This is a genomic window from Paenibacillus sp. J31R109 (genome assembly GCF_059692055.1).
In genome coordinates, this window is the sequence record NZ_JCAUAR010000006.1 from 114,508 (window position 1) to 137,087 (window position 22,580).

Below are 22,580 nucleotides of genomic sequence, written 5' to 3' on the forward strand. Positions count from 1 at the left end.
TAAAAAAAGACCATGAATTCAGCCCTTGAGGTTGAGATTCATGGTCTTTTTTTAGGTTTGCGTTTCAAAATAACAATGTGATGTTTCCTGAATTTAAAGTAAATCAATAAGCCAGCAGCAACAAGGATGGCCAGTATGCCAAATGTAATTCCCATGTAGGTATGCATCAAGTGTAAGAAGCTTTCAAAATTATTGCCGATAAATCGTCCAAGTGTCAGAAAGGTTGTACACCAGAGCAGTGCTCCGGTTCCTGCATACAAGATATATTTATAAAACTTCACGCCGCTGACACCTGATAAGTAACAAGTGAAATGACGAACCCCAGGTATAAAATACCCGAAGAAAACGGTCCACAATCCGTACTTCTTAAACCAACCTTCCGCTGTCTCGATTCGAGCTGGGGTCAGCTTCACCCATTTGCCATACCTAGTAAGAAATGGTTTACCTACCCGATGACCAATAACATAGCTTACTGTCATCCCTGTCATCGTCCCCGCATAAATCACAGCTAGTGTTGGACCGTAATCAAAGAGACCTCCTCGAGCGGTTAAAGAACCGATGAACACCATTAACGTTTCATCCGGAATCGGAGCACCAACCATCCCTGCGGACAACAAGAGATATAAAGCTACATAGCCATAATGACTGATGAAATCAAATAGGAATTCCTTCACAACCGACACACTCCCGAATTTAACATCAACTGCCCTGTTCTGCGCAGTGGGACTTACGCAGGGGCTTGCCCTAAGTTCCAGTCATGCATGCTTACACACAAACATACCTTGTACTATATCAAACGAAAGAAAGCGAGGCAATATATGCGAAATAGTGCACAGATTGTCCGTGTTGCCTTCACCTACATCGGAACCGTCGTTGGGGCTGGTTTTGCTTCCGGACAAGAAATCCTTCAATTTTTCACTCGCTACGGCTCGCTGGCAACATTAACGATTGCCCTGTCTACGGTATTATTCATATGGATTGGCATACAACTTATGCTTATGGCCCATGACTTAAAAGCAGAATCCTATGAGGATTTAAATAAAGTGCTTTTTGGAGATAAAATCGGGAAATGGATCAGTCTGTTTATGATGATTGTTCTTTTTGGCATTACCACCGTCATGTTAGCGGGTGCTGGCACGGTATTTGAAGAACAACTGCATCTCTCCTACACGACTGGCCTGGTAATCACACTCGTTCTTTCTTATGTTGTTCTTACACGAGGGATTAAAGCGATTATGACCGTCAACTCCATCGTTGTCCCTATCATGCTGCTATTCAGCTTTGTCATTGTTGTCTATACATGGCATTCACCAGCGTCAGGCAATTGGCTGCGAATAACCAGTGATGATTCCCTCTTCCGCGTCTGGTTTGCCCCCTTCCTATACACGGCCTTTAATTTGGCCATGGCACAGGCAGTGCTCGTTCCGATGGGCGGCGCGATTCGCGATCGTTCCGTGCTCTATTGGGGCGGGTTGCTTGGCGGAGCGGGTATTGGGCTCCTACTGCTAGCAGCACATTATGCCCTGTCTGCACAAATGCCGGGCATCGCACAATTTGAAATTCCGATGGGAAATATCATGACGAAACTTGGTTATTTCCCGCAAGTCGCTTATTTGCTCGTCATTTACGGCGAAATATTTACAACCTTTATTGGGGATGCGTACGGGTTATCGATGCAGCTCCAACAACGTATCAAGGTTCCTCGCAAAGTACTGCTCATCGCCATCTTACTGCTTAGCTATGCCATTAGTCACATTGGGTTTAAAACGTTATTAACTGCCTTATACCCGCTATTTGGCGTGGTTAGTGTCGTTTGGCTCGTGTTGATGATCTGGCGTAACCGCCGCAGTACGTTGTAGAGCATTCCCTTGAGGGAAGCCGAGCACGACGATCAGACGAATAAATAGCAGCAGCATTCCCATCGCAGAAGTAATAATGCCTGTAAGTAGATAAGCCCAGTGGAAATTCGCAATTTCCGTCTGATCTCGCCCAACGGCCACAAGTACAGCAAGCATCAATAACAGACCAATGATAAATAACCCAACTACGGAATAATCAATAATCGTCCATCTTGAAAAATATGTAACAGCAATCTCGACTTGGCTGACTGCTCTCGGCGAGGCAGCTTGCTGACGCCAGAGCTGGTGTACGGTCCAAGCGGTATAAATGCCGGCACCTGTCACAAAGAGTCCAACCACCGCACCTAGAATAGCCAAAAATAAATTCATTCGCGGGCTCTCCTTTCATCTTCCTCGATTAGTGCTGACGCAAGCCATAGATGAGCAATAACGTGCAGACAAAGCTAATAACGGGAAGTGCATAAAGCAAGGGAAGGATCATCACAGGCGGGAGCTTCATGGCAGGAAACCAAATCAGCTGGAGACGCTTTTTTTCCGTCTCCCCCTCTTCTTGATCTACCTTGTGAACTCGAAGTGCATCTGTCGCTCCTTCATTCCACTGAATTTTCCCTTTCTTCCACCCAACTTGATAGGAAATTTCACGATGATCTTTCTTCTTCTCGTTTCCTGAATCCACGTTCCATACCTCCAATCCCAAGCCTTCTATAAGTGAACATATAGGTGATCAGGTATCACACGAGCAGCTGCATCACGCACATGGCCGTGGCAGGTAAATAGCAGCACTTGATGACGCTGACTCAAATCAGCCAGAACGCGCAAACAGCTTTCCATCCGTTCCTCATCGAAATTCACAAGAATATCGTCCAATACCAGCGGTAAAATGGCTTTTCCTCCATACTCTTCTACGAGTGCGAAGCGCATGGATAGATACAATTGCTCAGCCGTTCCTCGGCTTAGTTGATTCGTATCCACCGTTTGCCCATTTGCTCTTACGGCAAGTAGACGCTGCTCGCCAAATGGCGCTTTCACCGCCAAGAAGGCCCCATTGGTCATCTGGGTGAAATACGCAGAAGCGCGCAGAAGCACACCTGGCTGACGATCCTTTTCATACATATCGCGAGCCTTTCGAACTAAGAGTGCAGCAAAAGATGCCACCGCATACTGATTCACTTGTTGAGAAATCGTTGTACGAATCGCTTCTGCTTGCAAACGCAAATTCGCTGCATCAGCCCCCTGCTCCAGCTTCTCGATCTGACCCGTTAGCTTGCCAATGGCCTCTCTAAGCTCATTCGTCTGCGCGATCGCTTCAACAAGCTTCTCTTGCAACGATGCAGCTAATCTAGCTAAATCTTCTTCGCCATGTGCATCCATCAGCTCCACATAGCTTTGCATGGAAGCTCGGCTTAACAGCGATTCAAGCGAAGCTTCTAAGAGCAAGCGTTCGTCATCCAGCTTTCGCCGTTCCATCTGCTCCCGTTCCAAAATACGAAGCTGCTCTCCATCAGTAGCAGAGGCCTCCTGCAAGAGCTGGTGTAGTCTCGTTTGTGACCGCTCCGTATGCTGCTTAATGAGAGATAGCGCTTCCTCAGCCTCTGCACATAATTGCTCCTGCTGGTTGTGTTCTGTGATAAGCACGACCTGCTTTTGCTCCTCTTCTTTCCAACGCTTCAACGCAAACAGACAATCATGCGTGGAAGAGGGCAACTCCAGCAGTTTACATGCCTTTTCTTCAAATGTATGGACGTTTCCGATTAAGATGTCTAGCTTGGAAGCTATTTTGTTTAGCTGGCGCAATCTCTCTTGCGCTTGTTCGATAACCTGAATCGTTTCCAACAAAGCATCCGTCGACAAATGGTCACCTACACCGAGGTTTTGCAGCCATTCCTGCCAAGCGGCATACAAATTATTGGTCTCCGCTTTGACTTCCTTTGTATCGCTGACGCGCTGCTCGTATTGCTGCTCCAACGTTTGTAGATTTTCCTGTGCATCTCGAAATTTCTCCAGCTTTCGAAGCTTTTCGCTATGCAATTGCTTATTCTTCTCTGCATCGCGGAACCAAGCATCCAAATGCGGTTGAAGGGCTTGTAGTGATAATGACATTGACTTTGACACGCTTGGTATATCCTTGGGCAGCGTCGCAGCTGCCTCTTGAAAACTGGACGGATGATGGCTCAGTAATCCCTGCTCATATTGACGAATTTGATTACGAATATGTTGTTCCAGCTGCTCAAGTTCCTGCTCCAGACGATCATCTTGAACTTTAGTGGCGGGCATGGTTCGAGAGGCTCTGCTCTCTTCTTTTTGACGACCCTTTAACCAGATATAGCCCAATACGCCAGCCAAAATAAGAAATAAACAGGCAGCTGCAAGCCAATTGCCCTGCCAGCCCAAAATTAGCGGAGTAACAAACGCTAGAATACTTGTCACTATCATCACGCGTCTACGTCCTGCACGTGCAGCGTCTCGACCAGCCTTCGCAGCCTCTTCAAGGCCTTGCAGGTAGACCTCCTGTTCGGCTTGTCGTTCCCGCTGATGCGCAACTTGAGTCGATAGCAGCTGCCAACGTGCATAATCCGATGCTAATTTTTGCAAGAAAGAAGTAGGGTCCGCGTCAAAATCTACCTTTCCTACATGCATCCCTTTGCTAGCAGCCTCCAAATGAGCAGCACGCTCTTCCTCACGCGCGATCTGCACGCGTAAGCTATCCAGCTCCGTCTGCATACGCAGCTCATTCTCCGTTGTTAGTCGGAATTGTTCTTTATATGTACGCACTCGTTCGCGAAGTGAGATGGTTACGGCGAACGAAGTAATATCGGTTTCATCCCATTGCACATCCAAATTGGCTAGTAATCGATCCACTTGCGCTCGCCCATGTGCAAGCTCAACCTGAAGCTGCTCGATCTGACGCTTATGCTCCTCATAGCTAGCCGCTTGCTCTAGCAAGTGGTTCAGCTCAATTTGATGGGCGAGCACCTCTGGCTCCATCGGGAGCGCAGCAAGCCTGCTGCGCAAGCTCTGCACACGCAGTTGCAGCTTGTCGCGCTCGGTTTGGAGGCGCTCCTGCTCGGCCTCGAGCGCCTCCAGCCTTGCTGTGGCCTGCTCGGGGAAGCCCGGCCGCGCCGGCAGGCCCTCCAGCTCGCGGCCGATCTGCCGCAAGCGGAGCCAACCGCTGCGCGCCTTGCCGGCTAGGCCGAGCTTGTGCAGCTCCGCGCGCAGCGCCTCCTGCTGCACCTCCAGGGCAGCAGCGCGCGCCTCCGCGGCGCGGCGCTCTTCTTGCAGCCGATCGTAGTCGGCTGCGCTATCACGGCTGCGGCGCAGCGACTGCTCCAGACCCTCGAGCTCCTTCAGGAGACGGTTCATCTCCTGATTGCGTCCGCGGGGTCTGTACAGGCCGTCGGCCTGCGCCGTCAGCTTGCGTTCAGCCTCCATGATGGCTGAACCGCTTACACCAAGCCCAGCGCTATACAGATAGCCGCTGAGCTCATCGGTCTGCAGGGTGCGAAGCTCCTGCAGTTCAGTTAAACCAAAAGCGAACAAGCTGCGATAGAGGTCGGCCGACAGGCCGCCTAGCAGCGTGTTCAGCTCCTCTTCGCCGCCGGTGGTACCATCGGCGAGCGTGACCTTGACGAGCCCCGCAGAGGCTCGTTTGCCGCCTGTGGCGGGCGCGTCGTAGCGCTCGACGCGGATGCGCTGCCCCTGCTCATCGAGCAGGGTTAGCGCGCCGCCATGGGCGCCTCCGCCCAGCGGCTCGTAGCGCTCCGAACGATTTGTTCGCGTTGGAAAGCCGAACAGCACCGCGCGAACGAAGCCCATGAGCGTGCTTTTGCCCGCTTCGTTCGCGCCGTAGAAAACGGCCAAATTCCCGTCCGTATGCAGCTGACGATCACGTAAGCTGCCAAATCCATCGACTTGGATGGCTATGATTCTCATCCAGTTCCCCCTCCATCCGTGGATAGCAGATCCGCGACAAGTACTTCAGCGGAACGAAGCCATTCCTGCAGCTGTTCGGGGGTTGCCGTTGCCGGATTCCCTATGGAGTGTGGCAACCCCTGCAAGGCTGCTAGCGCCTCGCCAGCGAAGCTCTCTAGTAAAGCATCATCATTTTGCATCGCCGCCGCATACCTTAGCAGATCACCTAAGAAGCTCTTCTCTTCCAGCACTGCTGCCAGATCAAGCTCACTCGCTGTTCGATCCTCGATCGATTCAATCCACACGAAGCTGCCCCGCTCCACTTCTTCTTCTCGCAATTCATCTACCAACTCTTGCAGAGCTCGTCCTTTTCGCAACCGTTCATGAAGCTCACTGCGGCCTTCCAATACGATTCTTACAATCCCATCTCGCCCACCGGCCTCATAACGGAGCCGATCCAACAGCTCTCCTAATCGGTCCTTCAAGACCTGCTCCGATGGAATGGACGCTACCGATAGTTTCTCTTGAGACCAACGAACCGTATCTAACGCGTGAAAAGTAAGCTCTGTACGTCCATTGTCATCTATGTTTACGAGATAACAGCCGCGAGGCCCCGTTTCCCGAATACTCCGTCCTTGGATGTTACCCGGATATACGATGGTTGGATGTTGGTTCACAACCTGTCTTGTATGTACGTGTCCGAGAGCCCAATAATCCATGCCCGCCTCGACTAAGTCCTGTTTGCTGCAAGGCGCATAGTTATCATGGTGCGGATCTCCATCGACATTCGTATGCAGAAGTCCGATTTGGCATACTCGGGCTTGTCCTCTTTTAAATTTCAAAGCAAGATTCTCGGTTACCGCTGAGTTCCCATAAGAAATCCCGTGAATCTCAGCGATTAATCCGCGATCCGGCTTCACAACCTGGAACGTCTCCACTCGCTCACACGCAAAAAAATGAACGTCTGCCGGCCAAACCAACTTTGCGGCACGTCCATCCTCGGGATCATGATTACCATGTATGATATAAGTAGGAATGCCTTCATCAGCTAGTTGTTCCACTGCTTTCTGGAAGCGAATTTGCGCCCGCAGTGAACGATCCGCGACATCGTAGACATCCCCGCTCACCAGTACAAAATCTACTTGTTCTTGCCTCGCTAGCGCCACAAGCTCCTTCAACGCTTCGAACGTCGATTCTCGAACTCGCTCTCGAACCCGCTCAGGAAGCGCCGACATGCCTTTAAAAGGGCTATCTAAGTGCAAATCGGCAGCATGTATAAACCGCAGTCTTTTCATGGCTTCTAACGCCTTCCTTTGTGAACTTTATTCGGGTTGACCTGCCTCTGGTTGATCCGTCTGCACGGTCACCTGATAGCGTTCATACACACTTTTCAATTGACGAAGCACACGGTTCAACGAGTAGGTTTTCTTCGCTTTTTCCCAAGCTGCTCGCGCCAAATTGTAGCGGAAAGTAGGATCGATAACGACTTTCTCCAGTGCATGGCTCAGTGCCATGGCATCACCGACAGGTACTAACAACCCATTGTGACCATGCTCAATTTGCTCCGCAATCCCGCCAACATTGGTACCAATTAAAGCTAACCAGCATAGCGCTGCTTCTGCGAACACAGATCCAAAGGCCTCCGCCCGAGAAGGCAGAACAAAGACATCGAAGAACGGCATGAATTCTTCCGGATGAAGCATATAGCCGTAAAAAATCGTATCTTCATAAATATTGTGCTCGATCGCTAATTTCTCTAGCTCTTCCCGGCTAGGACCATCGCCAATAATATGCAACACAAAGGGATGACCGCGCTTCTTCAGCTCACCACAGGCAATTAGCAGTGTATCTAAACCTTTTGCGGGAACCAGCCGGCAGACGGTAATGAATTGCGTGACTTGATTTTCATGTGAGATCGGACGGAAACGCTTCTCATCAAAGCCATTTGGAATGACGCCAATGCGTTCACTATCCTGCACATATTCAGCCATATACTGCTTAAAGGAATTAGAAACCGTAATGATTTGATCTACTTTCGCTTCTAACTCCCCATAAATCTGGGTTAGAAATTGATGCTCTACGCCATTTTCAACAATACGTCCGTTCAGAATCAGCTCGCGCTCAAAGCTGGAGTGTATAGTCAAAATAACAGGTGTATCCGGATAAATTTGCTTCATAACGAGCGCAGCAATCGGATGATGGGCATGTATAATATCAAATTTCTTAGAAATCCTTAGTTTCGTCCACCATACATAATCTTTATAGGTTTGAATGTATTTATCGATAATTGGGTTTCCGGCATACTTCCGCCAATCGAACGTAGCGAACGATACATCCTCATTCCCCTTGCCGCGAATCCGCTTAGGTAATGAGAATAATTCCATTTCCCAACCTTTTTTATTAAATCGTTCCAAAATATAGGGAACCATGGATGATACCCCGCCCGGTTGTTCCGGGGGGAAAAACAATGCTTGCAATATGTTCATTGCATGAGCCCCTCTCCCAATTCCTTGAGCTTACCTTACCTATTGTAACTTGTGACGGGCGAATAGAAAAGAGAACACGACCTCAACAGCACAAATGTTCTATCCCTGCTCCTCTTTTTCCTTTATAATAGAATCTGCTTCTATGAGAAATAGGAAAGTGGTCTTCGGTTGCCGAATATGTATCCTTTCCTATGTTGACGAAAAATAGGTCTTCTTGGAGGAAATCATGGACACAATGGATTTACTTACCGGTGAATTAGCTTCGTTTTTATCCCATGCCATAATCGTAGTTATGGTCGCGCTCATGTTTGTCATCTCCCTGCGTTTGTTTCTAGACCGACGAAAAAAAGGATATATGTCCATGACAATATCACTTGTTATTGTCGGTATCCATTATTTGCTGCAACTATATCTACAAGTTAGCGGTAACGATACGAGCATCGCTGATTATGCGGTGACCATGCTCAAAATAATTTCATTTGTACTTATAAATATGGGAATTTATCAATTATATAATCGTACGAATCGCAAGCAATACATATTTTTCTATGGGCTCATCATTATGGGTTTCGTCGTATCGACACTCCATTTTATTGTTCCGAATCTGTATAGCGGGACCGAGCATCAAGTTCGTCTCCTGCAAAATATTGGCCTTGAGCTGTACATATTCGTTCTCATTTTTCTGTGTTTTTATATGATTCCACCCTACATCGGTCAACAAATGAAATATCAAGTTGCGTTAACGCTTTACTTTTTCTTTCAGACCGTTCAGCTTGTCAATACCTATGTCTATGAGAACGCGCAGCCCTTGCTAACAATTGCTGTCAATCTCCTGCCCATCCTGTATTATTTTCTCTTGTTTATGATACTCTTCGATCGTGTCGTTGAGCTCATGCAAGCCATCTACAATTCATCGATTACAGACGGCCTGACAAGGCTTTATAATCGCAAGTTTTTCTATAATCGCGTCACGCAATATGTGCAGCGACATTTACCTGTTTATATTTTGTTCAGTGATATCGATAATTTCAAGAAATTAAATGATACACAAGGCCACCAGATGGGTGACAATGTACTCAAGCAAGTAGCTCAAATTATGAAAGATGAAGCAGAAGAATGCGGGATTGCCGGCCGTTATGGCGGTGAAGAGATGGTGATCATGGTTTCTGACCCCAGCATCAAAATGGACGCTTTTGCAGAACGGATTCGCAGCCGAATTGAGAAGGAAACGATTGTAACGGCGAGTATCGGATACAGCAAATATAAGAATGGATTAAGCGCCGAAGAACTCATCAAACAAGCGGATGAAGCGATGTATCGTGCCAAGACGACTGGCAAAAACAAGGTTGTAAAGTTCGCTTAATTTAGTAAAAGCTGGAGTACCGCACCTGGAGGTAAGTAACTCACCTACTTTTCAGTTCTTATGTCTTCTCGCACTATGCCTTATAATAGAGGGGTACAGACCATTCCGTACAAATTCAAGGTTAGAGCAGGAGGCAATGTTACATGCAATATCGTAAACTAGGGAATAGCGGTCTCAAAGTTAGTGAAATTAGTCTAGGCAGTTGGCTCACCTATGGCGGTTACGTGGGGGAAGACCCTGCTGTGCGTTCCATTGAGCAAGCTTACGATCTAGGAGTTAACTTTTTCGATACAGCCAATGTGTATGAACGCGGAGAAGCTGAGCAGGTAATGGGTAAGGTCCTTTCCGCTTATCCTCGGGAATCTTATGTTCTAGCTACGAAAGTTTTTGGCAAAATGGGTGAAGGCCCGAACGATCGTGGACTCTCCCGCAAGCATATTAGAGAACAGGCTGAAGCTAGCCTGCGCCGCCTCAATGCGGATTATATCGACATTTATTACTGTCACCGTTTTGATACAGAAACACCATTAGAGGAAACGCTGCGCGCGCTTGATGATCTGGTCACACAAGGTAAGGTGCTTTACATTGGAGTCAGTGAATGGACGCCAGCTCAAATTGTGGAAGCTTATGCGCTTGCTGACAAGCTTTTGCTCGACAAGCTGATCGTGAATCAGCCCGTGTACAATATGTTCAATCGTTACATCGAAAAAGATATCATCCCGCTCGGCGAAACAAAAGGCTTCGGTCAAGTTGTTTTCTCTCCGTTGGCCCAAGGCCTGCTCACAGGCAAATACCGTGCGGGTCAGCCAATCGCTGCTGATAGCCGTGCAAGCAGTAAAAACTGGGATGAGAAGCAGCTTAATGAGACTTCTTTACATAAAGTAGCTCAATTATCTAGTATTGCGGATGAATTAGGCATCAAGGTGTCCCAACTGGCCATTGCTTGGATCCTACGCCAAAACAACGTATCCAGCGCCCTTGTCGGTGCGAGCCGTCCTGAGCAAGTCGTGGAGAATTGCAATGCAAGCGGCATTCAATTGACGGATGATGTGCTTAGCAGCATTGAGACTATTCTGCAAGGGTAACTCAGGGACTGCAACAATTTCATAGGAAGAATTGTGAAACCTGCCTGCTGGCAGGTTTTTCGCGCATGTTAGTGCGCTAGCAAGCTGCTCAGTCCTCGGAAAGTCAGAATCTAAAAAAGGATGCGAATATACATCTTTTTCCACTAGAATAGTCGTAGTCTATTAGCAAAGATGCAATTACGCATCTTTTTCCACCATATTTACCCTTTTTTATAGAATATCGGTAAAAAAAAGGATGTATTTTCGCAGCAATTCCTCGATAAACGCTCTATTCTCCTTATAAAAGATGTATTTTTGCAGTTCTCTGCTCATAGCTAGACGCTGAATGGGAACCCAAATAGGGGTAAGCACTGCTTACCCCTAAACCCAAAACATATAAATTCTATATATGTCAAAAAAAGAGGAGCAACATCGCCCCTCTCCCCTCATCCTTACTCATTACCTTCCAAGTAGTGTTCCTTACAGAACGCTTCCACAACGGCAACTTCATCATCCTCTAAATCAAAATCCAGATATAGCTCCGTCGTTTTCTCGTATAGTTCATATTTCATAAGTGCTGACGTTTCTTCGGTCACATTATAAATGGCTCTAATATAGAGGCCACTCTCGGAATATAGCTCATCATCTTCCTCAACTTCAATATCGATGATAAATTCGTAGCGCTGCCCTGTCAAAATCCCAAAAGGATCTCGAACTAATTCCACTGTATACGTTGTAATGGTAAACATTGTACCGCCCCTTTCTCTTCTGCACCTGTTAGTATACCCGAAATGGGAGCAAAAGAAAAAAGCTTATTCCTGATGCTGGTGGCTCCATTGCGTCCATCACTTTTCTAGACATCGTCTTGTTTGATGGATCCCTGAACCGGATTGTCTGGGACATGCTTTCGTTTCCAGTTCTTCGGGTTCAAGTAGCTTCTATATTTCTTGGCAACTTCCTTGCCTAATAAGATACCACCCGTCCAGAAAGTCACCTCGCTGAATATTAGCAATCCCGCTATCCACTTTGCCATGCCACCTCCGGTATGGACGAAAAATGGAATTGTAAACGCACTTAGAAAGGCAAGTGTCGATAAAATTAATAAGCTGATACCCAGCTTTTTGGCCACGTAAATTCCCCCTTCTAGTTCAAATAACACCTGATTTGATTATTAGTACTTACGCATATAAATGATTAGCGTTGCAATAAATCGTTTCAACTCCATCTTTCAACACACAAAAAGCCACCAATCCATAAAGGAAATGGCGGCTCCATAATTATTCAACATCCGCAGCACATCGGAAACCGATGTTGCCTGTTGAGCTGTCTGGCGTATTCTTACTGCGTGCTGCGACGCGATAACGATTGCAATACGAACGGTGGCACAAGTACGAGCCGCCTCTCAGCACGCGTGTATCACCCGCTGGAGGGCCAATGGGGTTGTCCTTTTTGCCCTTCACATGGTAGTTCGGGCTAAACCAATCCGAGCACCACTCCCACACGTTCCCCGCCACGTTGTACAAGCCAAATGCGTTCGGCTCAAAAGCTTTGACTGGCGCGGTGCCTGCATAGCCATCGCTTTGGTTGTTTTTGTCAGGGAATTTCCCTTGCCAAATGTTACACAAATGTCGTCCGCCAGGCTTAAGCTCGTCCCCCCATGGATAGCGCTTCTGGTTTAGTCCGCCGCGAGCGGCGAATTCCCATTCAGCTTCCGTAGGTAGACGTTTGCCTGCCCACTGGCAATAGGCCATCGCATCTGTCCATGATACATGAATGACGGGATGGTCCCACCGCTCCTCGACATGCGAATCTGGACCTTCTGGGTGCAGCCAATCTGCTCCCTCAACGACCCACCACCAAGGGGTTTGCTGTACTGTATTCTGTACGCGTGCAGCCGTTGCTTCAGACACGAACAAGTGAAAAACGAAGGACCAGCCGAAAGCCTCCGCTTCCGTTTTGTACTTAGTTTCATCCACAAAACGTTTGAACTCCGCATTCGTTACCGCACAGGGATCTATGTAAAAAGGTTTTAGAGTAATCTCACGCACTGGCCCCTCGCCATCCGCAGGGAATCCTTCACGGTCGTCCGTTCCCATGAGAAATTTCCCACCAGGGATGAGCACCATGCCCTCTCTAGCTCGCGTCTCAACTGAAATTATTACATCGGATTGAGCAGCCGGCTGTTCAGATGCCGGACGGCTGGCTGAACAGCAGCTTGGTTTATTGGTTTCCATATCTGACGTCCTCTCCCATGTGTTGTCATGTAGCTTGCTATTAACTAAATATAGCAATTCCGACTAGCGCCGACAATACAATTGTAGCGAGCGGATGCCATTTGTATTTATAAACAACAAGAAACACACCAGCGGCAATCAGAATGGTGAATAACACTTGCCACGAAAAAATAGATGCCATCCCATCCGGGAAGCCAAAGTGAATTGCCGCGTAGACGATTAGTCCCGTAACAATCGGTCTCAGGCCATAGAAAGTCGTGTGTACCGCTTTGCTTTGAACTATTTTATAAAAGAAAGAAGAAATGATAAGAATAATGACGAACGACGGTAAGACCATCCCTATCGTGGAAAAAATAGCTCCCAGAATGCCATCTGCCCTATAACCAATCAGGGTAGCAGTATTCGTTGCAATTGGCCCAGGAGACATCCCAGCCACGGCAACACTTTGAGCAAAATGCTCACTTGTCATCCATCCATGCTGTTCAACTTCATGTTGAATGATGGGAATCATGGCATAGCCGCCGCCGAAAGACATGAACCCTATTTTCAAAAAAGTCACAAAAAGATCCCACAACATCTACATACCCACCCTTCTTAGATACCATCCGCAATATAGTAATCGTAGTAGGTGTAGCCATTATAGGACGTTTGTTGTGGCTCTTTGCCTTTTTCCAAACTAATTTGGATTCCGAAAGTTTCTTTCACTTTGACAAATACATATCCGATAAATAAACCTACGAGAATCATAAAAAGCGGATTGATTGGAAGCAGCAATAGAATTGCTACCGTTCCAACTGCGGTTATTAAGGTCGTTTTATCAAAAATAGCCGAACGAGCCATATTGTATGCCGCCAACACGATGAGACCAATAATGGCACCATGGATGCCTTTGAAAGCCGCTATGACTTTCGGTTCGGATTGCATGAACATTAAGAAAATACTTAGTATCAACGCAATCAAGAACGTGGGTAAAGCAATGCCGATGACGGCTGCTGCTGCACCTGGAATCCCTGCTAGGCGATAGCCGATAAATGCCGATGCATTAACGCCAATCCCCCCAGGAGCTGAACCTGCAATGGCGACGATATTGGAGATCTCGTCTTCTTTGATCCAGGCTCGCTTGCCTACCACTTCCCTCTCAATGACGGGAATCATGGCATATCCCCCGCCAAATGTAGAAGGTCCGATTTTGAGAAATGTCCAGAATATCTCCAAACAAAGATGTAATTGATGTTTCTGCATATGGATTCCCCCTGTAGCCCATTTGTATGGTCTCTCAATTATACTCCACTTAACTTCAAATTGGAATAAACATTTTCACATTCAATCCATTCAGGAAAACAAAACTCGATTAGTCACCTAAAATTAATACCTTTAATCCGATAGATTCACTTAGTTTAAATCAATATGATATTAAGTAACGTAAAACTATGACTTTAAGAAAGACATTAACGAAATCATAGTTTATTTTCCAACCATAATAAAAAGCCAAGAGATGGACACCATCCCTTGGCTTTTTATCATGTATTTGTTGTGTGCTTTCTCAATTTTCGCTACAAGCCGTACTTAGCCCTTCATTGAACCTGATGTAATTCCTTCAATAAATTTCCTTTGAAAAATAATATAAATCATGATAATAGGTACAATTGCAATGGATACGCCAGCTGCAATCAGAGACTGGTTAGAGGTGTATTCACCGAAGAAATACATCATCCCCAGCGGCAACGTACGATAAGCATCATCATATACGAATAGCAGTGGAAGTAAAAAGTCATTCCACGACCACATAAATTCAAATACTAATAAAGAAGTAATTGCTGGGATCGTCAACGGCAGCATAATATGCACAAAAGCTTTGAAATCATTACAACCGTCAATTTTCGATGCATCCATCAATTCATCTGGTAAATCTTTAAAAAATGTGCGCATCATAAAAATAGCAAACGGCATCGCCAACCCAAGACTCGGCAAAATTAACGCCCAATAGGTATTTATTAAATTTAAACTTTGCATAGTGTAATACAGTGGAATAACCATTGCTTGAATCGGTACCATCATGCCAAATAAAAAGATGAAGAACAGCACATCTCTACCTGGGAATTTCAGCTTACCAAAACCAAAACCTGCTAACGATGCTAATAGAATGATAAAAAATACGCGAGGAATGGCTACAAATACGCTATTCATCAGATACTTACCCATTTTCCCAACTGTCCATGCTTCGGAAAAGTTACTGAAGGTCAAGTACTTTGGAAATGCAAATAGATTTGCATTTAATTCACTTACAGGTTTAAGTGCTGCTAGAAGAATCCATACGATTGGCATTATCGAAATGAACGTGAATGCAAGTAAAATCAGATAAACACTAGCTTGTTTGATATACGTTGACGTGCTTTGTGGAGCCGTCAGTTGAATTCCGATTGTATCTTTCATCAATAACGCCTCCCTGTTAATCATTTCTTTCAGCAAAGCGCATATATCCGATTGAGCAAGTGGCAATAATGAGAGCTAAAGTTATCGAGATGGCTGCTCCATAGCCTACTTCATTGGAGCGAAAAGCGCTATCAAACATATACGTAGAGATGACCTCGGAGGAATGATATGGACCCCCTTTTGTCATCATATAAATAATATCAAACACTTTGAAGGAGCCAATTAAAGAATTCAAAACTAATAAGGTAATGGTACTTTTCAATAAAGGAATCGTCACACGGGCAAACGTTTGCAAAATGGATGCTCCTTCTATCTTGGCAACTTCATAGTAGCTTTTATCAATTCCCTGCATAGCAGCCATAAAGATGACCATACAAAATCCATAATACGTCCAGCTTCCAGCTGTAGCTAATGCCGGCATAACGGTATGTTCATTCCCCAACCAATCTAGCGCCAATCCACTTAAACCTATTTTCTCTAAAGTCGTATTGATAATTCCAAAGCTTGGATGATAAATCCAGTTCCATACGATACCAACCGCAACTAACGAAATGATCGTTGGCATAAAATACGTAACTCTGAAAATCATAGCCCCTCGAATTCCCTTAGAGAGAACCAATAAGGCAAGAAGTAATCCAATACAAATAGGAACTGTCACTGAACAAGCAATCCAGAACAAATTGTTCCCCAGCGCTTTCCAAAAAATAGGATCATGCAGCAAACGTACATAATTGTCGAATCCAATAAAATTCATGGTAGGGCTGGCCCCATCCCAATCAAACATACTATATTGAGCAGTTTGCAGAATGGGGATAACTAGAAAAATAATATAAAAAATCAAAGCGGGCAGAATAAAAAACAGTGCTTTAAATGGTTTAATTTTGATGAGGATACTCATATGTTCACCTCCTATGCCTTTGCTTATTGGATCCGCATAAGGATAGGGCTGACAGCCCTATCTTTATGCCTTCCAGTTCATCTTAGTTGTTGCCCTTCGCCTTTTCTTCCGCATACACTTTTTGCTTATTCTTAACAACCTCTGCGCCAGTTTTCTTCCCTGCAATCAATTCCTGCAAGTCATTCATCGTCACGTCATTCACCTTCTGCGGCATTAAGACATCTAGACTGTAGGAAAGACCTGCTGGTGCTGCAGACAAGTTAACCACTTCTTTAAAAAGGGAATTCGCATTAATTGTATTTACATCAATTGTCATTGGAGGAATAATACTTGCCTCGTACCAAATTTTTGCCGTTTCATTGGAGTACATATAATCTAGGAATTTGACAGTTTCATCCGCACGAGGCGTACTGGAAGAGATGGCAAATGTGCCGCCAATTCCACCAGGTGCCATAAGTGGCAAATTAGGTTTAACGGATGGGAGTACGAAGAAACCAACATCATCTTTCAAGTTTTCAACCATGCCGCTGACCATCCATGTACCTGTCATACGCATAGCTGCTTTACCTGTGAAAAATTCTTTATTGCCATCATCGTAGGAAATCGCGAGAGGGCTTTTTGTCGTATACCCGTCAGTAATCAATTTTTTAAATGTATCTAATGATTCCGCAAAAATCGGTTGATCAAAGCTCTTTTGACCATTCAGAACCGCGTCCATTTCTGTTTTACCTGCAACAGCTGTATAGAATATGCTTTCCAAGTGAAACGCTGGCCATTGGTCTTTATCATCCAAAGAAATGCCAACCATACCTTTATCTTTAGCCGCCTTGCAAATGGCCAAGAATTCATCATATGTTTTTGGAACACTTACGCCCAAATCCTTAAAAATTTTCTTGTTATAGTAGACGCCAAGCATTTCCACTTGCGTACCAACGCCGTATACCTTTTTATTGAACGTGTTACGTTCTTGAATCCAGGCAGGGAAACGTTTATTCCATCCCAGACTTTCTGATTTAGCTGTCAAATCCATAAGTAAATTAGCGTTGGCGAGAACACCTAGATAACCAGGCCCTGCATCATAGGCAAACAAATCGGGTCCATCTTTACTTAATAGCGCCGGCTTAATTAATTTACGTTGATCGTCTGCTTTCATGGAAGATCTTTTGATCTTAATATTGGCATTTTGTTTCTCGAAATTTGCAATAATCGTGTCCATCGCTTTCGACTGGGTTTGATCCGTATAATTATCCCAAAAGTTAACCGTTACCACTTCACCTTTTTTCACATTCTCAGTAGTTGTACTGGCTGCTTTACCAGGAGCTTTCGTTGAACAAGCTGTTAAGACCAAACCACTAATTAGCATAACCGGAACTACTGAGCGAATTAATTTTTTCATTCCTATCTCCCCTGTCATTCTGATTTTGGATTAACCTTGTAAACAGCTACGTAAAAAGTGCAATGTTTCTTGCAACAGCTCCTTCTTTTCATCACCAATTCTGCATTCCATCGATAAATAACCTTGATAATTAAGCCTTTGTAAGGTTTGAAACGGCGTCCGAAAATCAGTATGCGCTTTCCCAGGAAGCTGTCGATTGCTATCCGCTAGATGAAAGTAGCCCAAGCTGCTAAATTCACTCTCGATGGTACGTGAAATATCCCCCTCTTCGATATTCATGTGGAAGAAGTCACCCAAAACCTTCAGATGTCGGCTCTCTATCTCTCTAATCAAAGAAGCAGCTTGTGAAACTGTATGCAGCATATGATCTTCATAACGGTTCAAAGGTTCAATAAATAAGGTTACTTGCAGCTTGTCAGCATGCTCAGCTATTCGCTTAAGCGAATCTACTAATGCGTTGTGATCTCCTTGTACATCCCGTGGCAACACTTGATGTGGTAAAGATTTGGAGAACATCCCGTACGCTGCTGGCGCAATAATCCCTTGTGCACCTAATTGGGCTGCAAGCTTCAAAGAATGTTGGACATCCGCAACGGCTTCTAGTCTTTTGGATTCGTCGAAATGACCAATCCAATGTCGATAACCACCGCAGATGGCCGTAAGAGGTATGCCCGTTCCATCGATTGCGGCTTGCAGTTCAGAAGCTAATCGTTCCTGTAATGGCTGTTGAAAAAGGTTTAATTCTACGCCGTCATAACCGACCTCTTTGGCCATTTGGAACACTTCTTTGTAATCAGAAAGACCCGTTAACTTATCTTGAATGGCAAATTTCATCGTGTACGCTCCTATAAAGTGATCATTAATTTTTCGTAAAATACCCGTCAATTTTCTTTTTATTGAGTTCACGATAATGGGATGGCGATGTACCTACATAGGTTTTAAACAATCTTGTGAAGTTAGGAATGCCATTAAACCCTAGTGATAACGCAATTTCGGTAATTGAAAGCTGACTTGTTTTTAGCAACGTCTTGGCTTTATCAATTTTCATTTCCCGCTGCACCTGTATCGGCGACCTACCGTACAATTCCTTGAATCGATTACTAACGTACGTTGGGTGCATATTCAATTCTTTGGCAAATTGAGATAATGAGAAATCCTGTTCAGGATGTTGGATGATTTTCGCTAATATTTCCATGAAACTTCGCGATTGAATGTTAGTTCCTGTATGCTGATCTATATGAATAGCGCTTTCAAGTACTAAGTAAATTAACTCAAGGGCTTTAGCCTTACGCAAAATCGTTCTTGGTAAAAATCCCGTTTGTTGTTTGAGCTCATTGTATTGTAGAAAAACCCTCTCAAATTCTTCTTTATCCTTTAATTTAAAGGTATAAGGGATTTGAAACAGCTTGAGTACATCGATGACTCCACCAATTTCAAAGGTAAAGTGCGACCATAAAAAGATCGACTCCTCCGAGTTCTCTTTGTAATGATCATGCGCGACATTAGGCGGAATTAGAATGACCGTTCCCGGTTCTATCGAAAATATTTCCTCTCCAATTCGAAGTTTGGCATAACCCTTCTTATGGTAAGACATGACATAACAAGGCCGGACGCGGTTGTAGGTTTTCATTTCACGCCGATTATGAATATCAAACTCAATAATATTGAGCACCGCATTCTTTAATATAAGATCTAAATCCATAGCACCATCCGACACGCTATCCCCCCTTATGGTTCATTCAGTCAACGTAAATGCGACACCTAATTTAATGCTTTCTTCCGGTTTACGGTCTACATAATGCTCATATCCATCAGCAGCTTCCTCAAAAGGAATTACGGGGTCAACAATCTCTTCGCAGTTCACTTGATTGGTTGCTAACAAACGCCAACATACCTCTTGAATTCTTTTCCAGCTCCAGCGTGGATAGTCCGGATTCGGCTCGCTGCAAGCACGAGAAAATACGATCTTCGCATTGTTAAAGTGCGCTTCCATCCCTAGATGTAATCCACCTTTAAATGGTCTTGCCCAGCCAACAAAAGCGATTGTCCCTCCATAAGCTAACCCTCGCAAACAAGCTTGTAAAGCATGTTCATTCGCACTTGTCTCGATGATGACATCAACACCAAGCTTGTCAGTTGCTTTTTTTAGTTCAAGCCCCACATCCTGTGACATCGGATCGAATGCTTCATCTGCTCCTGCACGGAGTGCAGCTTCTCTTCTCTTCTGAATGGGGTCGATGACAGCCACGTAGCTGGCACCTGCTAACTTAGCCATTTGAGCCGCGATTGCTCCAATAGCGCCAAGCCCTGAAATCGCTACGCGATCTCCCATCTTAACTTGCCCATCCCGAATTCCACCTAAGGCAAATTGAGCAGGATCGAAGCATACAGCATTTTTCCACAACATATCTTCTGGCATTTTCATTAAACGTTTTGGATTCTTTATATTCACCACATGAGACTCGCGAATGCCACCATAGCCGCAAAGTCTTTCACCAATCTCATATCCTTGCACATCAGGTCCGATTTCCGTAATACGAGCCACCCATTGATTACCAATATTCCAATTTCCAAATGGACTTCCTACAGCTTCGTTTGGATTTGGCGGCATAAATGCATGCCATTCTTGATCATAGATAGCTTCCTTCTGGTTCCGTTCTCCGCGAAAATCAGCTATTTCTGACCCATGCTTTGGAGACGCGTACTCCACTTTCACTCTTACTTCTCCTGCTATCAGGGGAGCTTCCTCATAACTTACTAATTCTGCTTTGCGTGGTGCCGTTGCGACAAGTTGTTGTGGCATGTTGAATCCTCCGATTTATTCTATAGGAATGCTTGATGTATTAAAATCAGTTATCATAAAAAAGTTTCTTAGTTAACCGCTTACATGTTAATTATAAAGGGAAATCTCATTTTATTCATGGCACTAATAAATTGATATTTATCACTAATACAGGTTTAATTAATATTTACCCATCGCTGTGTTTGGTGACTTTCCAGAATAGCATCCACAACTTTCATCACCTGATGTCCATCCTTAAAGTCCGCAAACGATCTTACTTCGGTTAATTCATTCGCTTCCTTGTTTCGAACCGAAGTGTAGAAATCTATTAGCATATTTTTCAATGCATCCGGCCAGCCTTCGAGATGCCCGCCAGGGTAATGCGACAATGCTGCAGCAGAATCGGAAAGCAATCGCGGGTCCGACAATAACTCTTGATTCGCTCGGTCACGATGACCTATCCATAGAGAATTTGGCTTTTCTTGATTCCAAGCTAGTGATCCTTTGTCCGCTGCAATTTCAAAAAAGAGCTTATTCTTGCGACCAGCGCTTACTTGTGAAATCGTAAATACGCCTTGAATGCCATCTTCAAAGTGGACTAGTACACTTCCGTAATCTTCTGTTTCCATGGGAATTTCCTCGTACACAGGTTCCGATGCTATCGCACCTGTATACGCTTTTTCAATTGATTTTAGCCTTATTGGATGAACAACCTTCAAATCAGCAAACACTTTGACGATTTTCTTTCCCAACACATATTGGACGGTATCACACCAGTGAGAACCAATATCCGCTATAGCACGTGAAGCACCATTATATTTTGGTTCTAAACGCCAATTGTAATCTGTCTGGTTTAATAGCCAATCCTGTAAGAAACCCCCGTACACAAGGTTTACTTTGCCATGCGCCGACATAAGAAGTTGATGTTTGATTTCGGCAATCAATGGATAATGGCGATAATTAAAGGCTACGCCATTTACGCTCTTTTGAGCTTCTGCCAACTGAGCTAGCTCTTTCGTCTGTTCACTGCTCATCCCTAAAGGTTTTTCAGATAATATATGCTTGCCTGCCAATAAGACCTCGCGATTAATCGCATAATGCATATAGTTCGGTGTGCAATTATGAATAGCCATAACTTCGCTATCTTGAATGAGTTCACTTTCATTGCCGTATGCTTTGGAAATCCCATATTCGGAGGCGATTTGTTGTGCTTTCTCTAAACAACTACCTGCAACGGCAATCACATGTAAATAAGGAATACGCCGGATCGCCTCTATATGTGCTTGCGCTGAGAAACCTGTCCCTATGATTCCGATATGAATAACCTTCATTACAGCTTCTCCAGTGGTTCCGTTTTACCAAATTGCAATTGAGGACCTTCGATTGGAGCTGCCCAATGAGCGGCATTCCGGATGACCTTCATAATTTGCGGATTATGGTAGGTTGGGTACGTTTCGTGCCCTGGTCGGAAATAAAATATTTTTCCTTTACCGCGTGAATACGTACATCCACTTCTAAACACTTCCCCACCAGCGAACCAACTTAGGAAGAGTAGACTCTCTGGTTCTGGGATATCAAAAAATTCCCCATACATTTCCTCTTTCTCGAGCTCAATATATTCACCAATGCCTGCGACGATCGGATGACTGGGATCCACTACCCACAATCGTTCCTTTTCTCCAACCTGACGCCATTTCAAATCACATGAGGTTCCCATTAATTTTTTAAAAATTTTCGAAAAGTGGCCCGAGTGAAGGACGATCATTCCCATACCTTCTTGTACGCGTTGATATACCTTTTGAACAACATCGTCCTGTACTTCCTCATGGGCTTTGTGTCCCCACCAAATTAACACATCTGTCTCACGAAGAACCCTATCCGTAAGCCCATGCTCAACTTCATCTAGTATGGCAGTCTGTACATTCACCCCTTCTTGTTGCAAACCCTTCGCAATCGCATGATGAATCCCTTCAGGGTAAATTGCAGCTACAGCATCGTTCAATCTTTCATGTCGAAACTCATTCCAAACGGTGATATTCACTAGAACTCCTCCTTTTGAGTTGCTTTATTTTTGACATGTTTCTTTTTCACATAAAATAATAAAGCCCTTACAAACATTGTAAACGAAGCAATTACGCCTTTTATATGGCTCAAAT

Annotated in this window: 22 protein-coding genes; 3 read left to right on the forward strand and 19 right to left on the reverse strand. The window is 44.9% G+C overall.

The window, feature by feature from the left end; genetic code table 11:
• Positions 1-38 precede the first annotated feature (38 nt).
• Entirely contained in the window at positions 39-674 is a 636-nt protein-coding gene (locus AC58QT_RS17385) for a DedA family protein (RefSeq protein ID WP_497410125.1), read from the reverse strand.
• A 144-nt stretch (positions 675-818) separates the two neighbouring features.
• On the opposite strand from AC58QT_RS17385, the gene AC58QT_RS17390 reads away from it, so the two are divergent.
• A complete protein-coding gene (locus AC58QT_RS17390) occupies positions 819-1,859 on the forward strand; it encodes a YkvI family membrane protein (protein ID WP_310222671.1) in 1,041 nt (346 codons plus the stop codon).
• On the opposite strand, the gene AC58QT_RS17395 is transcribed toward AC58QT_RS17390, so the two are convergent.
• From AC58QT_RS17395 to AC58QT_RS17415, 5 genes are read right to left on the reverse strand one after another with little or no spacing between them, the layout of a single operon-like run.
• Positions 1,791-2,228, reverse strand: a complete 438-nt coding sequence (locus AC58QT_RS17395; protein ID WP_497410126.1) for a hypothetical protein — start codon at positions 2,226-2,228, stop codon at positions 1,791-1,793. The two genes, AC58QT_RS17390 and AC58QT_RS17395, sit on opposite strands and share 69 nt — an antisense overlap.
• Positions 2,229-2,256: 28 nt before the next feature.
• Positions 2,257-2,535 carry a hypothetical protein gene (locus tag AC58QT_RS17400; RefSeq protein ID WP_497282934.1) on the reverse strand — a complete coding sequence of 93 codons (279 nt, stop codon included), beginning with the start codon at positions 2,533-2,535 and terminating at the stop codon, positions 2,257-2,259.
• A gap of 26 nt (positions 2,536-2,561) precedes the next feature.
• Complete coding sequence (locus tag AC58QT_RS17405; RefSeq protein ID WP_497410127.1) at positions 2,562-5,789, reverse strand: AAA family ATPase; 3,228 nt, start codon at positions 5,787-5,789, stop codon at positions 2,562-2,564.
• A complete protein-coding gene (locus tag AC58QT_RS17410) occupies positions 5,786-7,063 on the reverse strand; it encodes a metallophosphoesterase family protein (RefSeq protein WP_497410128.1) in 1,278 nt (425 codons plus the stop codon). Before AC58QT_RS17410 ends, AC58QT_RS17405 begins: the two co-directional genes overlap by 4 nt.
• A gap of 27 nt (positions 7,064-7,090) precedes the next feature.
• Positions 7,091-8,254 (reverse strand): glycosyltransferase family 4 protein, encoded by a 1,164-nt coding sequence (locus AC58QT_RS17415; RefSeq protein ID WP_497410129.1) that lies wholly within the window; start codon positions 8,252-8,254, stop codon positions 7,091-7,093.
• A 226-nt stretch (positions 8,255-8,480) separates the two neighbouring features.
• Between AC58QT_RS17415 and AC58QT_RS17420 the strand changes: the two genes are divergently transcribed.
• Positions 8,481-9,617, forward strand: a complete 1,137-nt coding sequence (locus AC58QT_RS17420) for a GGDEF domain-containing protein (RefSeq protein ID WP_497410130.1) — start codon at positions 8,481-8,483, stop codon at positions 9,615-9,617.
• A 143-nt stretch (positions 9,618-9,760) separates the two neighbouring features.
• Positions 9,761-10,702 (forward strand): aldo/keto reductase family protein, encoded by a 942-nt coding sequence (locus tag AC58QT_RS17425; RefSeq protein ID WP_497410131.1) that lies wholly within the window; start codon positions 9,761-9,763, stop codon positions 10,700-10,702.
• 431 nt (positions 10,703-11,133) lie between these two features.
• Here AC58QT_RS17425 and AC58QT_RS17430 read toward each other — a convergent pair whose 3' ends face one another.
• The 13 genes from AC58QT_RS17430 to AC58QT_RS17490 form a co-directional block, all read right to left on the reverse strand.
• Complete coding sequence (locus AC58QT_RS17430) at positions 11,134-11,430, reverse strand: DUF6509 family protein (protein ID WP_068669800.1); 297 nt, start codon at positions 11,428-11,430, stop codon at positions 11,134-11,136.
• Positions 11,431-11,534: 104 nt separating this feature from the next.
• Positions 11,535-11,810 (reverse strand): transporter suffix domain-containing protein, encoded by a 276-nt coding sequence (locus AC58QT_RS17435; protein ID WP_497410132.1) that lies wholly within the window; start codon positions 11,808-11,810, stop codon positions 11,535-11,537.
• A 148-nt stretch (positions 11,811-11,958) separates the two neighbouring features.
• The gene (locus tag AC58QT_RS17440; RefSeq protein ID WP_497410133.1) at positions 11,959-12,915 is read right to left on the reverse strand and encodes a formylglycine-generating enzyme family protein; all 957 of its coding nucleotides are present in this window, start codon (positions 12,913-12,915) and stop codon (positions 11,959-11,961) included.
• 40 nt (positions 12,916-12,955) lie between these two features.
• Positions 12,956-13,492: a chromate transporter gene (locus AC58QT_RS17445; RefSeq protein ID WP_497410134.1), complete on the reverse strand. Its 537-nt coding sequence runs from the start codon at positions 13,490-13,492 to the stop codon at positions 12,956-12,958.
• 17 nt (positions 13,493-13,509) lie between these two features.
• Positions 13,510-14,157: a chromate transporter gene (locus AC58QT_RS17450; protein WP_497282951.1), complete on the reverse strand. Its 648-nt coding sequence runs from the start codon at positions 14,155-14,157 to the stop codon at positions 13,510-13,512.
• 324 nt (positions 14,158-14,481) lie between these two features.
• A complete protein-coding gene (locus AC58QT_RS17455; protein WP_497410135.1) occupies positions 14,482-15,348 on the reverse strand; it encodes a carbohydrate ABC transporter permease in 867 nt (288 codons plus the stop codon).
• A 16-nt stretch (positions 15,349-15,364) separates the two neighbouring features.
• Positions 15,365-16,246 (reverse strand): carbohydrate ABC transporter permease, encoded by an 882-nt coding sequence (locus AC58QT_RS17460; protein WP_497410136.1) that lies wholly within the window; start codon positions 16,244-16,246, stop codon positions 15,365-15,367.
• An 82-nt stretch (positions 16,247-16,328) separates the two neighbouring features.
• A complete protein-coding gene (locus tag AC58QT_RS17465) occupies positions 16,329-17,642 on the reverse strand; it encodes an ABC transporter substrate-binding protein (protein WP_497410137.1) in 1,314 nt (437 codons plus the stop codon).
• 30 nt (positions 17,643-17,672) lie between these two features.
• Positions 17,673-18,476, reverse strand: a complete 804-nt coding sequence (locus tag AC58QT_RS17470; protein ID WP_497410138.1) for a TIM barrel protein — start codon at positions 18,474-18,476, stop codon at positions 17,673-17,675.
• Between the two features lie 25 nt (positions 18,477-18,501).
• Positions 18,502-19,359 carry a helix-turn-helix domain-containing protein gene (locus AC58QT_RS17475; protein ID WP_497410139.1) on the reverse strand — a complete coding sequence of 286 codons (858 nt, stop codon included), beginning with the start codon at positions 19,357-19,359 and terminating at the stop codon, positions 18,502-18,504.
• A gap of 18 nt (positions 19,360-19,377) precedes the next feature.
• On the reverse strand, positions 19,378-20,445 hold the full coding sequence (locus AC58QT_RS17480; protein ID WP_497410140.1) for a zinc-dependent alcohol dehydrogenase: 1,068 nt from the start codon (positions 20,443-20,445) through the stop codon (positions 19,378-19,380).
• A gap of 155 nt (positions 20,446-20,600) precedes the next feature.
• Positions 20,601-21,755: a Gfo/Idh/MocA family protein gene (locus AC58QT_RS17485; protein ID WP_497410141.1), complete on the reverse strand. Its 1,155-nt coding sequence runs from the start codon at positions 21,753-21,755 to the stop codon at positions 20,601-20,603.
• Positions 21,755-22,465 carry a ThuA domain-containing protein gene (locus AC58QT_RS17490; protein WP_497410142.1) on the reverse strand — a complete coding sequence of 237 codons (711 nt, stop codon included), beginning with the start codon at positions 22,463-22,465 and terminating at the stop codon, positions 21,755-21,757. Before AC58QT_RS17490 ends, AC58QT_RS17485 begins: the two co-directional genes overlap by 1 nt.
• Positions 22,466-22,580: the final 115 nt, after the last annotated feature.

Coding starts and splice junctions, on each gene's coding strand:
- AC58QT_RS17460 (WP_497410136.1), bottom strand. CDS start 16,246: ATGAGTATCCTCATCAAAATTAAACCATTTAAAGCACTGTTTTTTATT.
- AC58QT_RS17395 (WP_497410126.1), bottom strand. CDS start 2,228: ATGAATTTATTTTTGGCTATTCTAGGTGCGGTGGTTGGACTCTTTGTG.
- AC58QT_RS17440 (WP_497410133.1), bottom strand. CDS start 12,915: ATGGAAACCAATAAACCAAGCTGCTGTTCAGCCAGCCGTCCGGCATCT.
- AC58QT_RS17420 (WP_497410130.1), top strand. CDS start 8,481: ATGGACACAATGGATTTACTTACCGGTGAATTAGCTTCGTTTTTATCC.
- AC58QT_RS17465 (WP_497410137.1), bottom strand. CDS start 17,642: ATGAAAAAATTAATTCGCTCAGTAGTTCCGGTTATGCTAATTAGTGGT.
- AC58QT_RS17485 (WP_497410141.1), bottom strand. CDS start 21,755: ATGAAGGTTATTCATATCGGAATCATAGGGACAGGTTTCTCAGCGCAA.
- AC58QT_RS17390 (WP_310222671.1), top strand. CDS start 819: ATGCGAAATAGTGCACAGATTGTCCGTGTTGCCTTCACCTACATCGGA.
- AC58QT_RS17430 (WP_068669800.1), bottom strand. CDS start 11,430: ATGTTTACCATTACAACGTATACAGTGGAATTAGTTCGAGATCCTTTT.
- AC58QT_RS17415 (WP_497410129.1), bottom strand. CDS start 8,254: ATGAACATATTGCAAGCATTGTTTTTCCCCCCGGAACAACCGGGCGGG.
- AC58QT_RS17470 (WP_497410138.1), bottom strand. CDS start 18,476: ATGAAATTTGCCATTCAAGATAAGTTAACGGGTCTTTCTGATTACAAA.
- AC58QT_RS17410 (WP_497410128.1), bottom strand. CDS start 7,063: ATGAAAAGACTGCGGTTTATACATGCTGCCGATTTGCACTTAGATAGC.
- AC58QT_RS17445 (WP_497410134.1), bottom strand. CDS start 13,492: ATGTTGTGGGATCTTTTTGTGACTTTTTTGAAAATAGGGTTCATGTCT.
- AC58QT_RS17455 (WP_497410135.1), bottom strand. CDS start 15,348: ATGAAAGATACAATCGGAATTCAACTGACGGCTCCACAAAGCACGTCA.
- AC58QT_RS17450 (WP_497282951.1), bottom strand. CDS start 14,157: ATGCAGAAACATCAATTACATCTTTGTTTGGAGATATTCTGGACATTT.
- AC58QT_RS17480 (WP_497410140.1), bottom strand. CDS start 20,445: ATGCCACAACAACTTGTCGCAACGGCACCACGCAAAGCAGAATTAGTA.
- AC58QT_RS17405 (WP_497410127.1), bottom strand. CDS start 5,789: ATGAGAATCATAGCCATCCAAGTCGATGGATTTGGCAGCTTACGTGAT.
- AC58QT_RS17425 (WP_497410131.1), top strand. CDS start 9,761: ATGCAATATCGTAAACTAGGGAATAGCGGTCTCAAAGTTAGTGAAATT.